Below are 16086 nucleotides of genomic sequence, written 5' to 3'. Positions count from 1 at the left end.
GCCGGGTACGGCAATTATTCTGGTATGGCGGCGCAATTTTGGGTGCGGGCTTGGTGCTGTACCTGAGCTGGCTGCCCTGGCCCCAGTTGCGCACGACCGGCCTGCTGCCCGCCTGGCTCGCGGCCTGGTCCGATCAGGCTGCCAACGAAAATATCCGGACCGCCGTGCCTTTCCTGGGCTTGGGGCTGCTGACGGGTGGCTGGCTGCTCGATAGGGGCAGGTGGAGCTGGCGGGGCGGGCTCGGAGCCTGGGCTGTCCTAACGGCCCTGGCCGGCGTGGCCGAAGCCGGTCAGTTGCTGCTGCCCCACCGCTCCTGCGACCCCGCCGACGTGCTCTGGGGTGCGGGTGGAGCGCTGGCCGGGCTGCTGCTGCTGGCGGGGCTGGCTTGGCTTCTGCGACTCCGGATCTAACCCACACCTTGTTTATTGGCCCTACTTACCCGTTACTATTATGAAGCAACGCATCCTGCTGATTGGCTACAATTTCCATCCCGAACCCACGGGCATAGGCAAGTACAGCGGCGAAATGCTGCACTGGCTGGCCCGGCAGGGGTTCGCCTGCACGGCCCTCACCGCTTACCCGTACTACCCCTACTGGCAGGTACAGGAACCCTACGTGGGCCGCCGGTTCCGTTACACCACCGAGCAGCAAAGCTTTCCGTCGGGCGGTTCGCTACGCGTGATTCGGTGCCCGATGTACGTGCCGGCCCAGCCCAGCGGCGCCAAGCGCGTGGCGCTCGATGCCTCGTTTCTGCTCTCGGCCTCGGCCCGGTTAGTAGGTTTGCTGGCCCGTCAGCGCTTCGATCTGGTTATCGTGGTGGCCCCCTCGTTTCAGTTCGGCCTGCTGGGCCTGCTAACCCAGGTGCTGGGCCGAGGTAAATTCCTCTACCACATCCAGGATTTGCAGATTGAGGCGGCCCGCGACCTGGGTATCATTCGGTCGGAAAAGGCTATTGGGGCCATGCTGCGGTTGGAAAAAACGATTCTGCGCCGGGCCGACTACGTGAGTACTATCTCGCCGGCGATGGTGGCCCGGGTAGAACAGAAGGCGGGGAGGCCGGTGCTGCTGCTGCCTAACTGGGCCGATATCGCGCAGTTCCACCCCCTGGCCGACCGGGCCGGTCTTAAGCGCGAGTTTGGTTTCACGCCCGGGCAGAAAGTGGTGCTCTACTCCGGAGCCATCGGTGAAAAGCAGGGCCTGGAGGCCATCATCCACGCGGCCCACCACTTCGAGCAAGTGCACCCCGAGCTGCAGTTCGTTATCTGCGGCTCGGGGCCTTATAAGGAGAAGCTGCTGGCCCTTACCAGTTCGTTGGGCCTGGGCAACGTGCATTTTCTGCCTCTGCAGCCTCTGGAACGCTTTAATGCCTTCCTCAACATGGCCGACATACACTTGGTCATTCAGAAATCCATTGCCAGCGACCTGGTCATGCCCTCCAAACTCACCACCATCTTGGCCGTGGGCGGCGTAGCCATCATCACGGCCGATGAGGGCTCGGGTCTGCACGCGCTGGTAACTGAGCATGGCATCGGGCTGCTGGTGCCGGCCGAAAATCAACGGGCCCTCGAAGACCAGCTTCGGCAGACGCTCGACCACGACTACACCGACATCCGGGCCAATGCCCAGCGCTACGCCGAACAATATTTGTCCATTGATAATATCATGAACAAGTTCGTCGGGCAGGTGCTGAAGCCAGCCTAACAGCCTTTCCGGCACCTTTGTAAAAACCCCACCGCCCATCGGCTTCTGCCGGTAGGCGTGGGGTTTTTACTGCCCCATACTTTAAGTAACCAGATAGGAAAGAGTTATATGTATTCAATGAAAATATAAAAATAATTCAATTTGTAATTTGTGAACAATCGGGCGAAAATATGAGATTATTCTATTTGGGTTGTTAATGTTATTCTATTCTTTGGTATTGTATGTAGCGGGCCATAGCGTCTTTATTGCGTGAATTTATAGATATAACTAAGTTGTAAAACACTGTTTAATATCGTTTTATAGGGGTATTATGATTAGTGCGGTATGGGTTGCAAGTGCGATAATATCCAGATAAATAAGTGACATTCTGGGTAGGAATTGAGAGGATATGTAATTATGGCAAGGATATGCGCTAATTTTAATAGAAAAGAATGATCCTTGAAAAGGATAATTATAGGTTTGTGAAAAGTTTGCCTCTTTCCAGTTGGGGACGGGGCCAGTTGGTTTCACTTTCCATTGCAATAGGTGTATGGTCAAGCGAGTGTTGTTGTTGCCGGGGTTAATGCTCGGCATTTGCCTGATCAGTTTGCCAAGTTGGGCGCAGGTCACTATTTTCAATGCCAGCCCCACAGCTAGTGGGGGTGAGGCCCTCAGCGTGCAGGGCCAGTTCGGTGCCGGGGCTAAAGTATATGGTGCGCCAGGCGCTGCTACGGCCGGGCAATTGCTGCCCGTGCTAGTGCAGGGAGAAGGGCAGGCCACAGTGCAGGTGCCGGCCGCCCTGGGCCGCGACGTATTCCGGGTGTGGGTGGAAGATCAGGGCCAGCGCAGCCCCGGCGTATTTGTTAACCAGGCCTGGGGCATGCATTACGACTCGCCCGACGTGGTGCCCGGAGGCAGCCTGCGCCTGTTCGGCCGCAACTTGCTACTGCCCGGAGCCACGGCCCAGGTACGCTTTGCTCCCCGCAACGGGGGCGGTGGGGGCGGGGTGGCTACCATTAAAACCGGTGCCAGCAGCGCCTACGTGCTCAGCCTTGACGTGCCGGCCAGCCTGCTGCCCGGTACCACCTACGACGTATTTGTGAGCAACGGGGGCGGCGGCAGCGCGGGCGAAACCCGGGTTGAGCTGCCGGTTACGGCTATTGCGCCCGGTACCGACTACTTCGCGCTGGGGGTGCCTTGGGCGGCTAAGTTCAATTTTCATGCTAACCGTTACGATGTGCGCACCGACTCCCGCCTGGCGCTTAAGGCGCGCGGCGACGGTACGACCAACGACCAGCCCGCCATTCAGGCGGCCATCGACCGGGCAAGTGCCGACGGGGGTGGAGTAGTGGTGATACCGGCCGGTACCTATAAGCTCGTCATCAGCAGCGATGGGGCCCTGAACATGCGCAGCCGCGTGGTGGTGCAGGGCGCGGGCAAAGACCAGACGACGCTTAAGTTCGGTTACGGCACGGCTGCATCCAACCGCTGGGGCGTGCTTTGGTCGGGGGCCAAACAGGCGGGCCTGGCGGATCTGACGCTGCAGAACGTGAACGAGTCGGGTAAGTGGATCAATAACCTAACTGGCTCGGGTTCGGAGATTTTCATGCAGCGCATGCGCTTCGACCTGAACACCGGCGACTGGCTCTGGCTGGCCAACAGCGACAAACTGGCCGTGACCAATTCCGAGTTTGTGCAGGGCATCGACAACCTGTCGGGCTACCACGGGCCGGTGCAGTTCAACGGCACCACCAACTTTGTGGTGGCCCGCAACCGCTTCACCTATGCCGTCGACGGGCTCAACTTCAACCACGCCCACGAGGGCGTGTTCGAAGACAACCAGGTATTCCGCGACGGCAGCGCCCGCTACCCCACCAGCCTGGTCAACCACGTGCTGGTGGTGAATTTCGCCCAGAACCTGGCCGTGCTCAACAACCTGTTCCGCGTCATTAATGGCCCATCGCAAAACAGCAACGACGGTGAAACTATCATTGCCGAGGGTGGTGGCCCCGACCGCATCGACGAGGATACCGGTACGGCAAGCGGGGCCACGGCCACCACGCTGCAGGACAATAGCAAGAACTGGGGTACTTTCCGCCAGCAGCCGGTGGTGGCCATCGTGAACGGCAAGGGGATGGGCCAGTGGCGGCGCATTGTGAGCCGTAGCGGCGGCACGCTGCAACTCGACCGGGCCTGGGACGTGCTACCGGTGGCGGGTAGCCGCTACGCCATCTTCAACTGGGGCGCCCGCAACTGGCTGGTGCAGGGCAACACGCTCGAGGGTAACCGCCGCGGCATCACGCTCTACCACAACGCCACCGATAACGTGGCCATCGTGGGTAACACGCTCACCAACAGTGGCTCCATCGACCTGACGCCCCTCCAGCAGCAGCAGCCCGGGGCGCCTCAGCAGTTCGTGCCCACTTACAACACCCAGATCGTGGGTAACACCGTGGCCAACATCGATGGCGCGAATGGCGTGTTTATCGGGGTGCATACGGTGCAGTTCGTGCAGAGCAAAACGTTCGGTACTTCGGTTATCGGGCTCGAAGTGCGCCGCAACGTGCTGCGGGCCCACCAGCCCAACGTGCCCGCCGTCGTGGATGCGCTGTTTCCCGAGGGCTACCTCAACTACCTGCAGTTCCAGCAGGGCAGCGAAAAATATGTTGATGAGCAGATTCCCAGCGTGCTGGGCAGCATTTTCCAGAACAACCAGGCCATCAACTGCGACCGGGCCGTGTACCTCAACACGGGTTCCTACAATACGCTTGTCTGCAACACCGAACTCGTCAACGTCCCGCAACTGTTCAGCGACGACGTGCTGAACGGGGCCACGCACGCTTCGGTACGTACCGTTGATTGCCCGGCCGGAGCCCCAAACCAGCCACCGGTAGCCGACCCCAAAACCAACGACGCGGTCCGGCCCAATGCTCCGGCCGTGCCCCTGGTGCCGCTTAGTGGCTCCGACCCCAGCGGCACTATCAACAGCTTCACGCTCAATTCGCTGCCGCCGCCTAGCCAGGGCCGTTTGTTTCTGGCCGGAAAGCCAGCGCAGTCGTCGGCCAAGGTCCTCGCCGCGCAGGCCAATCAGCTCAGCTTCGAGGCCGTGGCAGGCTTTGAGGGCGACGCTGTATTTACCTATAGTGCCACCAGCACGACGGGCCTGACCAGCACGGCGGTTCCGTTCACGGTGCCGGTGCGACGGCCCCTGCCGGTAGTGTTGGTAAACTTTACAGCCACCCCGGCTTACCCCCGGGCTCTGTTGCGCTGGACCACGGCCACGGAGGAAAACAACAGCCACTTTGAAGTGGAGCGCAGCCTGGACGGGGTGAAATTCCAGCGGATTGGCCGCGTTGCCGGCCACGGCACAACTGCCGAGGCTCAGCAGTACACTTACCCCGACAACATGAATCCGCCCCCGGCTCAGGTCCTTTATTACCGCCTGCGGCAGGTTGATAAAGACGGCAGCGGCACCTACAGCCCGGTGGCGGCAGTAACCTTTAGGACTCCGGTTGCCGCGCCCACGGTGCTACTGTATCCGAACCCGGTCACTACTGTGCTTAACGTGGCCCTCAGTGGCATGGAGTTGGGGGGGCGGCTGGTCGTGGTCGCGCTTTCGGGGCAAGTGCTGCTGGAAAAGGTTATAACGGCACCCGAAACCGCGCTCGACGTGCAACAGCTACCTGCCGGCACTTACTCGCTGCTCGTGTATCCCTTGCACGGCAAGCGCCTCCAGCGCCTGTTCACCAAGCACTGATCCGCTAAGCCAGCGACCCGAAACACCTAAAATCCGGTTCGCCGGGCCTGTTCCAACCCGCTATTACCGGGTCGGAACAGGCCCGGCGAACCGGATTTTAGGTGTCGGCATAATGATAAAATTTATAAAAAATGTATATGTTTACATAATGCCAAAATTGCCCGGCCGATTATAGCTTGCTGCAAAGCCAAGTGGTAGTCGCCACCTCATTACATCCAACCAACCACGCTATGTCAACTGCCCAGAGGCTGATTTCCGGTACGGCCATTTCCTGGTTGCAAATCGGGGTTACTATCGTCTCGCAGCTGGCCCTGGTACCCGTGATGTTGACATACTGGAGCGTAGAGGCCTACGGGGTGTGGCTGGCGGTTACCGCGATTATCAGCCTGGTGTCGCTCGTGGATCTGGGGCACCACGATTTTCTGATGTACGAGTTCATGCGCATCGGCCGCAACGACCCCACCCAGCTAAGCCGTTACCTATGGTCGGGCCTGCTCTTTAGCCTGCTCATTAGCACGGTCCAGACGCTAGCAGTGGCGTTGCTGCTGGCCACTGATACGCTGTCGGTCCTCTTCGACAGCGTAAAGCTGGCTAATCCCGGGTTGCTGCACGAAGGCGGCGTGACCCTGTTAGTGTTCAGCATCGGGTGGGGCCTGACCAACAGTTTGTCGGGGCTCATGACCAAGGTTCTGTTGCCCTTTGGCTACTACCCGCGCATGGCTTGGTGGGGGCTAGGGCTATCGATCTTTTTCGTGGTTACTATCATTGCCAGCGTGGTACTGGGGGCCAGCCTGCAACTCACGGCCGTAATCACGACCGGAGCCAACGTTTTATTTACGGGCCTTATATACCTCGATCTGTTTCGGCTGTTGCGTCGTGAGGGCATCACCTACACCCCGCCTTCGCTGGGGCTGGGCTACCACAACTTCGTGCGCTCGTTGGCCGTGTCGGGCAAGAGCGGGCTGGAAAACCTGCGCCAGCAGGGTATCCGGCTGTTTTTGCCGGCGCTGGTGGGTACCACCGGCCTGGCAACGTTCTCAACGCTGCGCACTGGCTCCAACCTGGCGCTGCAGGGGCTCAATACCATCGTGCAGCCGCTCATGCCGGAACTCATGCGCTTTTTGCACCAGCGCGATCAGGCGCGCTGTGAGGCCGCTTTCGGCACCATCTGGATTATTGTAGTCGGCATCATGGCCCCGGCTACCGTGGTGCTGCAACTGGTAGTGGAGCCCCTGTACGCGCTCTGGACGCGGGGCCGGATTCCGTTTCACCCCCTGCTGTTTGCCCTGCTCTCCATCGGCGTGCTCGTGTTTGCGCTTATCCAGCCGGGCATTGCCGTTGTCAAGGGTAATAATCTGCTGCGTCCCCAGGTGGTCCTCTCGGCGTTGGCGGCAGGCTGCGTGTTGGGTGGCCTGTTCGGGCTGGTGCCCGGGATGGGGCTGGTGGGTATCGGGGTGGCCTTGCTGGTGGCCGAGATAGTAGCGGCTGTGGGCTACCAACTGGTGGCTCGGCGCTGGCTAGCTGCCAACGGCCTGCAATGGCCGCGGCAGGCCTACGCCATCGTGCTCACATCGGTGGTGCTAGCTGCCGCCGCCTGCCTGGCAATTGTCTGGCTACCTGCTTTCCGCTGGCTGACGCTGGCCGGTGCCCTGCTGGGGCTGGGGGCCAACGCCTGGCGCTATTGGCAGGTGCTGCCCCGCCTGGCCACCGAACGGGCCCTGAAAATGGCGGGAGAATGGTGGCGGATTATCAGCCGCCAGCCTGTTGCCGAACCGGCCTAGTTCACTGCTTAGCACCCAACCGCTGCCCCATGCCCGCCCTTCTGCTCGACCATCCTGCCCTCAGCCCCACGCCCCCAGCCCTTGTCGGCCCGGCTCCGGTCGGTCTGGCCCCCGCTGTCCGTCGCGGGCCCGCCTTTCTGCGTGGCTTCGTGCGCTGGTCGTGGGTGGTGCTGGTGGCGGCATCACTAATTCAGAGCTTGTGGTTCGCTACCCAGGCCAACCAGGTGGCCGTGCTGTACGTGCTCGGGGCATGGGCCCTGCTCACACCCACCTTCCTGACATACTCCTCGCTGGCGCGCTACCCGATTTCCAGCTTCCTGATGCTGGGTTTCGGGGCCACGCAATTTTACCTGCCGCTGCTTTTTACCCTGCTCGAAGGCAAACCCCTGGTAACCAATCTGGAACTGCCCTACGCCGTGTTCGAGCATTCGATGCTGGCGCTGCTGGTGTTGCTGACCGCCCACTACTGCTACCGGGTGCTGGCACGGGTCCGCCTGCTGCATACCCGCAGCCTGTTGCGACGCTTGGGGGTGTATACCCCACCCACCCACCTGCAGCTCTGGCTGATGGGTTTGATTGGGGTGGCCGCCATGTTTTACATCTACGTCGTGTCGCAGGTCGGCTGGGCGATGACCGGCTCCTCATCCGACAAGTTCATTCAGACCCTGATTCCGTTCTCGTACGCGCCCTACTTTATTTACAGCGGCCGGCTTTACGGTAGCCAGCAGCGGCCAGCCAAAAGTACGGCCCTGTGGCTGCTGCTGTTCACCATTATGCTGTTCGTCGTGAGTATTGGCCGCAACAGCCGGGCCGCATTCATGCTCAGCTTTACCGCCGTGGGCTTTTCGTACGGGCTGGGACTGCTGCTGGGGGTGTTTGAAAACAACTTGCTGCGCTGGCGCAATGTACTGCTGGCGGGCCTGGGCATCTGGTTTCTGATGGGCCCGATGTCCGATTTGGGCACGGCCATGGTCATTGTGCGCGAAAAGCGGCACGACATATCCAAGTCCGAACTCATCAGCCTTACTTACGAGGCCTTCTGGGACGAGGAAGCCCTTCGTGACTACCGGGCCATCGACTACCATGGTATTTCGGCCTGGGATGAGAGTTACCTCGATAACATATTTACAGCCCGCTTCGCCAACCTCAAGTTCAACGACGAAAGCCTGCTGCTCAACCGCCAGGTGGGCAACGAAAACCCCGCTATTTACCGCTACACCATCGATTACATCTGGTCGTCGCTGCCCGACCCGTTGATTCGATTTCTGGGAATCAACGTCGACAAAACACAAATCCTGGTCTGCTCCTTCGGCGACTACCTGTTCTACACGGCCGGCAACGTGCAGGAAACGCTCAGCGGCTTCCGCACCGGGCATTTTGCCGGTACCGGCATGGCCGCGTTCGGCTGGTGGTACCTGCTGATTCTGGGCCTGGGCATGATTCCCGTTTTCAGTCTCTTCGATAAGCTGGTGGTGCGCGATACGGCTTCGGCGGCCGGTATTCGCTTCAGCCTGTGCGCGCTGCTGGCCCTGACGGGCGTGTTTCAATTTCTGCCCTTCGAAAGTGTCGTGTTCAGTGTTACGTTCCTGACCCGGGGCTGGCTGCAGCTGGTTTTCTCGTACGTGCTGCTCTACAGTGTCGCTCGGTTGCTGAGCCGCCTGTTTCAGGACGCTGGGCAGGGTTCGGCTACTAGCTGATCCAACTCGCGGCGGCGTGGGCCTGAGGCTACGCATCATGTGCCAGCTACCAATCAGTAGCAACTTCCAGTTACCAATCAGCCGCCACGAGCAAGGGCCACATTCTATTGAACGTGGCCCTTGCTCGTGGCGGCTGATTGGCTTTTGCTTGCCAGCTGGCTTCCCGGCACCGCTAGCTGTAATTGATTGCCTGCTGGCTTAACCTTGATAGCTGGTTAAGCAGATGGGGAAATCGGAGAGGTGGTAACCATACGTCAGTCAAATACTGCCTGAGCTCTTGGTGGTTACGGGCGACAAATCCTCCCAGCCGCCACATAGAACCGTTGTTGCGCGGCAGCCGAGAGGGTTTTGTTTTAGTAGACGTGCTTGGTGTCTTGGATGCAAACTTGGATGGTGAGCAGTATTATCTTGATGTCAAGTAAAAACGACCAATTCTCCATGTACCAGAGGTCGGCTTCCAGGCGCTTGGCCATGGCCGAAACCTCCCGGGTTTCGCCCCGGCAGCCAATCACTTGCGCCCAGCCCGTAATGCCGGGGGGGACGGCGTGGCGAATCATGAAGTTCTCGAGCAAACCATTGTACTGCTCCGTGTGCTTGAGCATGTGAGGCCGAGGGCCTACCACCGACATTTCGCCCCGGAGCACATTGAAAAACTGCGGAAGCTCATCGAGGCTGGTTTTGCGCAATAGCCGTCCGACGCGGGTAATGCGCTGGTCTTCGCGCGAAGCCTGCCGCGAGTCGCACTCGCTGTTGACGCACATACTGCGGAATTTGAGGCAGTAGAAAGGCAATCCATCCTTGCCCGTGCGCAATTGCCGAAAGAAAACTGGGCCTGAGGAATCGAGTTTGATAAGCACAGCAATGATCGGGACCAGCCAACTCAGGAAAAAAGCTACAATCAGTAGGGAGAAAAGGCAATCAACGACCCGCTTCTCCAAACCCCAGCTATGAGCAGCAAAACGGTGATGATGAGTAAGTTGACTTTCCATGTGACGGCGATTTATAAGTTCTGCGTTTCAGGTTCCATCAGAAACAGTGGACTGGTTTTGACCAGGCAGTCAGCAAGCATATCGGGGCTCAAAGCAAGTGCGTTTTAGCGCTACCAGGATTACCCGGTAAGCCATTGGATACTTTTAACCGTTTGAGGCAAAACTGGATTTGCAGTTCAAATAGTTAAAAATTTTATTGTTAAAAACATGTTGTAAACATATCGAAATAAAATAGTAAAATAAAATCAGTGTATCGTTATAGTTTTCATAGTTATATAAAATGATAATATTTATATTATTTTTGGTGCAAATCGTATATTGCTACTGCTAACGAGGCAACTCGCCATCAGCCGTTGGGCAGTAGTGGGGCAAAGGGCCCAATCCTGGCCTTCCCAAAATCTCTATCCGTACTCTTGAGTACCTTACCGGCCTGATTTGCACCCCTTCCGATGAGAAAATCTGTTCGCCAACTGCTTCCGTGCCGGCTGTTGCTGCTGCTCTTGCTCCTGTTACCGCTTTTGGCTCCGGCCCAGTCCATCACCCGCCTGAACCCGACCAACTGGTGGGTGGGGATGAAGGACCCTAAGGTGCAGTTGCTCGTGTACGGCCCGCAGGCCGGCACCCTCACCTACACCGTCAACTATCCCGGCGTCACGCTTGTCAAAGCCAGCACCGTCGAGAACCCCAACTATGCTTTCCTCGACCTCACAATTGCCCCCAATACCCGGCCCGGCACTGTGCGCCTGACGGGCCGCAACGGCCGTACGCTCGTTACCCAGAAATGGGAGCTGCGGGCCCGCGACAACCGCCCCAAGGGCCAGGGCGTGACGGATGCCGATTTCATCTATCTGGCTATGCCCGATCGGTTTGCCAACGGCGACCCGCGCAATGATAAGTTCGCGGACTTAGCCGACCCCAATGCCGACCGGGCCAATCCCTTTATGCGCCACGGCGGCGACTTGCAAGGCGCGGCTCAGCACCTCAACTACCTGAAAGAGCTGGGCGTAACCGCCGTCTGGCTTACGCCCGTTATCGAGAACAACCAGCCCCTCACCGACGAGGGCGGCACCATGCGCTCGGCCTACCACGGCTACGGTTTTACCGACCACTACAGCGTGGATAAGCGGCTGGGTGGCAACGCGGCTTACCTCAACTTTGTGCAGAACGCCCACAGCCTGGGCCTTAAAGTGGTGCAGGATGCCGTGTACAACCATATTGGCATCAACCACTGGTTCGTGAAGGATTTGCCCTCGAAGGACTGGCTGCACCAGTGGCCCACCTACACCAATACCAGCTACCGCCAGCAGCCCATTACCGACCCGCATTCCGCCAAAATAGACCGGCTCGTGACTACCGACGGCTGGTTCGTGCCCTTCCTGCCCGACCTCAACCAGCAGAACCCCTACGTGGCCAACTTCCTGATTCAGCATGCGCTCTGGTCGGTGGAAATGTTTGGGGTGGATGCCTGGCGGATTGATACCTACATGTACAACGACCAGCCCTTCATGAACCGCTGCAACGCGGCCCTGCTGGCCGAGTACCCGAGCATCCACATCTTCGGCGAATCGTCGGTGAACAACGTGGTGGACCAGGCCTACTACGTGCGCAACAAAATCGACTTTCCCTTCAAATCCAACCAGCCCGGGGCCCTCGATTTCGTGCTCGAAAACGGGATGCTGGCCGGCCTGCGCGAAACCGGCACCCCCGCCGCTACCAGTTGGGATGGCGGGGCCCAGAAGGTATATCAGGCCCTGGCCCAGGATGCCGTGTACCAGGACCCCAGCAAGCTCGTAACCTTCCTCGACAACCACGACCACAACCGCTACCTCTCGGAGGTGGGCGAAGACGTGGCCAAGTATAAAATGGGCCTGACCTGGCTGCTGACCACCCGCGGCATCCCGAGCATGTATTACGGCACCGAAATCCTGATGAAAAACTACAAGGACCCCTCGGATGCCGAAGTGCGCCGGGATTTTCCGGGTGGTTTCGCGGGCGATAAGCAGAACAAGTTCACCACCGCCGGCCGTACCCCGGCCGAAAACGACGCCTTTAACTTCGTGCGCACCCTGGCCACCTATCGTCGCGACCATCCCGCGCTTAGCTCGGGCCAACTGATGCAGTACCTGCCCGAAAATGGCCTTTACGTGTACTTCCGCTACGATGCCGCCGGTACCGTGATGGTGGCCACCAACACCACCGACAAGCCCGCCAGCCTGCCCACCGCCCGCTTTACCGAACGCATGAGCGGCTTCAGCAAAGCGCGCAACGTGCTGACGGGCGAGGCCGTAGCAGACCTAACAACGTTGCAGTTGCCGGCTCAAACGGCCGTAGTGTTGGAGTTGGGGAAGTAGGAGGGATGCCGCCGCTTCGCTTACCACACTGGACGATAAAAAAGCAAAACGTCATCCTAACGAAGGAAGGATCCTCTCACGCTAGACGAGTCGTTGTTATGACGACTGTTTAAACGTGAGAAAATCCTTCCTTCGTCAGAATGACGTGCTATTGTAACCTGTAACCTGCTGGTTTACTTCTGGTAGCTCTTGCAGGCCTCTACACAGGCGCGGCAGGCGTCGGCGCACTGCTTGCAATGGTCGTGCTTATGCTGGCCGCACTCGTCGGCGCACTTCTGGCAGATTTCGATGCACTCCTTGAGCACGTGCTGGGCGTGGTCGGAGCTGCGGGCGATAAAGGCGTGGGTAAGGCGGCAGATGTCGGCGCAGTCGCGGTCGAGGCGGATGCAGGGCACCATCATCTTAATATCGTCTTCGTGCAGGCAGGCGGTAGCACACATTTCGCAGGCGGCAATGCAACGAGCGAGGGCGTCGAGAACTTGCTGGTTTTGGGTAGCGGAGGCGGTGGATTGATTCATAAGTGAAGGGGTAAAGGTTAAGTGAACTGATAGCCTCTTGTACGGGAGTCTGCCACGGCTGGCCGTGCACGATTTTGTGGGCTTCGTGCACGATTCCCGCCTTCGGGGGGTTAACAGCATCCTTTCACCCCGCCGCAATTCGCCTTATCTTTACCTTATGTTATTTGCTGCCGAACCCCTCGCCCCAACCATCGAATCTGCCCGCAAAGTCCTCAAGAAGTACTACGGCTACGACTCGTTTCGGCCTATGCAGGAGGACATTATCCAGAACATCATGGAGGGGCACGACACGGTGGTGCTCATGCCCACCGGAGGCGGCAAAAGCATCTGTTTCCAGGTGCCGGCCGTGGTACAGGAGGGAGTCTGCATTGTCGTGTCGCCCCTAATTGCGCTCATGAAAGACCAGGTGGAGGCGCTGAAGGCCAACGGCATTCCGGCCGCCTACATCAACAGCAGCATTGGCAGCAGCGAGCAGCATAGCATTGCCGGCGACTGCCTCAACGGCCATCTCAAGCTGCTCTACGTGAGCCCCGAGAAGCTGCTTTCCGACGGCTTTCTGGCCTTTCTGAAACGGCTCCGGGTGAGCATGTTCGCCATCGATGAAGCCCACTGCATCAGCTCCTGGGGCCACGATTTTCGGCCCGAATACACCAAGCTGCGGGTGCTGCGCGAGCAGTTTCCCGATGTGCCCATCATCGCTCTTACCGCCACCGCCGACCGCCTCACCCAGCGCGACATTCAGCAGCAACTGCGCCTGACCGAGCCCAAGGTGTATCTGTCGAGCTTCGACCGGCCCAACCTCAACCTTATCGTGCGGCCGGGCCAGGACCGGGTAGGCAACATTCTGGAATTTCTGGAGCGCCACCGGGGCGAGGCGGGCATTATTTACTGCCTCTCGCGCAAGCAGTGCGAAACGCTGGCCCAGAAAATTCAGGCCAAAGGCGTGAAGGCCGGCTTCTACCACGCCGGCCTCACGCCCAACCAGCGGTCGGCCGTGCAGGAAGGGTTTCTCAAGGACGATTTGCAGGTGATTGTGGCCACCATCGCCTTCGGCATGGGCATCGACAAGAGCAACGTGCGCTGGGTGATTCACTACAACCTGCCCAAAAACATCGAAGGGTACTACCAGGAAATAGGTCGGGCCGGCCGCGACGGTACGCCCGCCACGGCGTTGCTGTTCTACTCCTTCGGCGACGTGATGAGCCTGCGCGACATGCTCACCAAGGAAAACCCCCAGCTCACCCAGCTCAACCTAACCAAGCTGGAGCGGATGCAGCAGTTTGCCGAGGCCGCCAGCTGCCGCCGCAAAATCCTGCTCAACTACTTCGGCGAAACCCTGGCCCACGACTGCGGCAACTGCGACATCTGCCGCAACCCGCCCACCACCTTCGATGGCACCGAAATAGCCCAGAAAGCGCTGTCGGCGGTGGTGCGGGGCCGGGAGCGGCTCAGCATCAGCCTGCTGATCGACGTGCTGCGAGGCATGCGCAACCAGGCCGTTATCAGCGGAGGCCTCGACCAGATCAAGACCTACGGCGCGGGCCGCGACCTGCCCTACCTCGACTGGTACAGCTACGTGCACCAGATGCTCAACGACGGACTTATTTTCATTGCTTACGAGGAAGGGTATTCGCTGAAAATCACGGACCTGGGCCGCGAAGTGCTGCTGGGCCAGCGCCCGGTGTCGATGAAGAAGTTTCAGCCCGCCGAGAAGGCCGAGAAGAAGCCCCGAGGCCGCAAAGCCGCCGCCGCCGCGCCTGCTCCGGCATCCCGCGAGGCCCAGTTGTTCGAGGCCCTGCGCACGTTGCGCAAGCGCATAGCCGACGAGCAGGGCGTGCCGCCCTACGTCATTTTCACCGATGCCACGTTAACCGAAATGGCTGCCGAGCGGCCGGTGAATCGGGTAGCCATGCTGGGTATTTCGGGTGTGGGCATGAAGAAGTTCGACACCTATGGCGAGGCCTTTATCCGGGAGGTAATGGCCCACGGCGGCAACCCCGCCGCCCAGGCCGAATTCGACGATCTGCCCGCTGGCCTCGACCCCGATGATGCCGGTGCGCCCCGCGCCCCGGTAAAAAAAGAAGTCAGTACTGAGGCTGGCTCCACCGTGGATGCCACGTACCAACTGCACCGCATGGGCCTGCTTCCGGAAGCCATTGCCGAACGCCGCGGCCTGGCCCTGAGCACCATCCAAAGCCACCTGACCACGCTCTACACCAAGGGTTTCGAATTGCGCCTAGAGGATTTCCTCACTTCCCAGGACCTGGCCAATATCCAGACGGCCGTGGCCCAACTCGGGGGCCAGCCGCTGCTGCGCGACCTGTTCGACCACTTGCGCGAAGACTACAACTACTTCCGCTTGCGTCTGGCTCAGCACTATTTCCGCCGTCTGCGCGGGGAGGTGTAACTATGGGATGCCGTCTTCTATTGCTGACCAGTCTGCTGGGTGCTGTTGCTTGCCAGCAGCAGCGTTCTGACCGGCAGGTTGCTGCGCCGCCGGTTAACCAGACGGGCGTTATGCCGACGCAGGGCGCAACCTACTTTCCTGCCACTCTGCGGGCTTTTTTGGCAAGATATGATGTGCTGCCGTTGGTAGAGAAAAAAATCAATGGGCACAGGGTAGCACTGTATGGCTTCCGCAATTCTGACCGCCAGTTGATGGAGTGCATTATATTGGAGGTGAAGCCGGATGAGAACCACCCCGACTTGCTGCATATTCGGGGTAAGAACCGCCGCGACGGCCAGATAAACGCCTTTGAAGGCGAAATCCGGTTGACTCAATTGCTCAAGCAACCGCAAATGACGGCTGTTGAGTTGCAGCAAGCTATAGCAGACGAACGTGAGATGGAGAATGACTCCACGGCGCAATCCTTGTTAGGAACGTTTGAGCTACGTGAATTATCGACTTACCCAAAAGCTGACATTATTGCTGGTCGTTTCACGGCTGATTTCAGAGTTGAGGAACAGGAGTTAATTGGGTTTGTACAAAGCCCCGATAGCCCCTCAAAAGGCGGAGAGGTGCTATTTGAAGGCGTGTGGACCAACAATTCTACTGGTAAAACCCAACCTCTAGCATGGGCATCCGAGCACTTACGCTACGGGCTTGAAGCTGGGAAAGTGGCAAGCACAGTAAGGAAGAATGCGAAAAATGAGCCCCACTTCAATAATCTAAATATGCATCGGGACTATAGCGAATGGTGGATTACCAACTAGGTGTATAGTCCCAGAGAGAGATGGTGTATTTTCCGGGCTGGAATTTCGCACGAACTTATGGGACAAGTACTCCACGGCAGCGCCCGCACAACTTCGGCAA

At 59.1% G+C, this 16086-nt stretch carries 10 protein-coding genes; 8 read left to right on the top strand and 2 right to left on the bottom strand.

Annotation, left to right across the window (positions count from 1 at the left end):
• Positions 1-53: 53 nt before the first annotated feature.
• From CDA63_RS16710 to CDA63_RS16690, 5 genes are all read left to right on the top strand, one after another.
• On the top strand, positions 54-410 hold the full coding sequence (locus tag CDA63_RS16710; RefSeq protein WP_242434716.1) for a VanZ family protein: 357 nt from the start codon (positions 54-56) through the stop codon (positions 408-410).
• 40 nt (positions 411-450) lie between these two features.
• Entirely contained in the window at positions 451-1701 is a 1251-nt protein-coding gene (locus tag CDA63_RS16705) for a WcaI family glycosyltransferase (protein ID WP_088465605.1), read from the top strand.
• A 562-nt stretch (positions 1702-2263) separates the two neighbouring features.
• Positions 2264-5437 carry a glycosyl hydrolase family 28-related protein gene (locus CDA63_RS16700; protein ID WP_165768354.1) on the top strand — a complete coding sequence of 1058 codons (3174 nt, stop codon included), beginning with the start codon at positions 2264-2266 and terminating at the stop codon, positions 5435-5437.
• Between the two features lie 230 nt (positions 5438-5667).
• Entirely contained in the window at positions 5668-7218 is a 1551-nt protein-coding gene (locus tag CDA63_RS16695; RefSeq protein WP_088465603.1) for a lipopolysaccharide biosynthesis protein, read from the top strand.
• Between the two features lie 29 nt (positions 7219-7247).
• Positions 7248-8915, top strand: coding sequence for a hypothetical protein (locus CDA63_RS16690; protein WP_088465602.1), 1668 nt, complete (start codon positions 7248-7250; stop codon positions 8913-8915).
• Positions 8916-9268: 353 nt separating this feature from the next.
• Here CDA63_RS16690 and CDA63_RS16685 read toward each other — a convergent pair whose 3' ends face one another.
• On the bottom strand, positions 9269-9904 hold the full coding sequence (locus tag CDA63_RS16685) for an exopolysaccharide biosynthesis polyprenyl glycosylphosphotransferase (RefSeq protein ID WP_088465601.1): 636 nt from the start codon (positions 9902-9904) through the stop codon (positions 9269-9271).
• 449 nt (positions 9905-10353) lie between these two features.
• Between CDA63_RS16685 and CDA63_RS16680 the strand changes: the two genes are divergently transcribed.
• Complete coding sequence (locus tag CDA63_RS16680) at positions 10354-12255, top strand: alpha-amylase family glycosyl hydrolase (protein WP_088465600.1); 1902 nt, start codon at positions 10354-10356, stop codon at positions 12253-12255.
• 173 nt (positions 12256-12428) lie between these two features.
• Here CDA63_RS16680 and CDA63_RS16675 read toward each other — a convergent pair whose 3' ends face one another.
• Positions 12429-12773, bottom strand: coding sequence for a four-helix bundle copper-binding protein (locus tag CDA63_RS16675; RefSeq protein ID WP_088465599.1), 345 nt, complete (start codon positions 12771-12773; stop codon positions 12429-12431).
• Positions 12774-12930: 157 nt separating this feature from the next.
• On the opposite strand from CDA63_RS16675, the gene recQ reads away from it, so the two are divergent.
• Together recQ and CDA63_RS16665 are read left to right on the top strand one after the other, a co-directional pair.
• Positions 12931-15180, top strand: coding sequence for a DNA helicase RecQ (gene recQ, locus CDA63_RS16670; protein WP_088465598.1), 2250 nt, complete (start codon positions 12931-12933; stop codon positions 15178-15180).
• Between the two features lie 20 nt (positions 15181-15200).
• A complete protein-coding gene (locus CDA63_RS16665; RefSeq protein WP_126546910.1) occupies positions 15201-15986 on the top strand; it encodes a hypothetical protein in 786 nt (261 codons plus the stop codon).
• Positions 15987-16086 lie beyond the last annotated feature (100 nt).

It is taken from the genome of Hymenobacter amundsenii (assembly GCF_002204745.1).
GTDB lineage: Bacteria > Bacteroidota > Bacteroidia > Cytophagales > Hymenobacteraceae > Hymenobacter > Hymenobacter amundsenii.
The sequence above is the reverse complement of the archived record's forward strand: the minus strand, read 5'-3'. Positions and strand labels throughout refer to the sequence as shown.